The sequence below is a fragment of the Paraburkholderia sp. BR10937 genome, from assembly GCF_040965695.1.
GTDB lineage: Bacteria > Pseudomonadota > Gammaproteobacteria > Burkholderiales > Burkholderiaceae > Paraburkholderia.
The window spans coordinates 1-439 of the sequence record NZ_JBFRCL010000165.1 but is presented as its reverse complement, the minus strand read 5'-3'; the positions used below and the strand labels follow the sequence as shown (position 1 = coordinate 439).

2 tRNA genes are annotated in these 439 nt (G+C 54.0%); both read right to left on the bottom strand.

Features of this window, described 5'->3' with window-relative positions:
* Positions 1–39: 39 nt before the first annotated feature.
* A tRNA-Leu gene (locus AB4Y44_RS42470) sits at positions 40–126 on the bottom strand.
* A 176-nt stretch (positions 127–302) separates the two neighbouring features.
* A tRNA-Leu gene (locus AB4Y44_RS42465) sits at positions 303–389 on the bottom strand.
* Positions 390–439: the final 50 nt, after the last annotated feature.

The following is a 439-nucleotide window of genomic DNA, read 5'->3' as shown; positions in this document are numbered from 1 at the left end:
GATGAATCCTGTGTGCTGCTCGTTCTGCTTGATGAGACGTGGTGCCCAGGAGAGGACTCGAACCTCCACAGTGTTGCCACCGCCAGGACCTGAACCTGGTGCGTCTACCAATTCCGCCACCTGGGCACGTCTTCAAGCTAGAAGAAGATTGTGACGCGATTTCGCGTGCCTGTCAATAGATCTTTTCAAAAAATCTTCATCCCGGGAACGTGGCTGCTGCGTTTTGCGCGATAGCAGGGCAGTTGTACTCGTTGCCAACGCTGGAAATGAAAAAGGCCGGCATAAAGCCGGCCTTTTGAATCTGGTGCCCAAGAGAGGACTCGAACCTCCACAGTGTTGCCACCGCCAGGACCTGAACCTGGTGCGTCTACCAATTCCGCCACCTGGGCAAGGTGTCGTTTGCTGTTCAACGTGTTGTGCAGCAAAGAGCGAGATTATA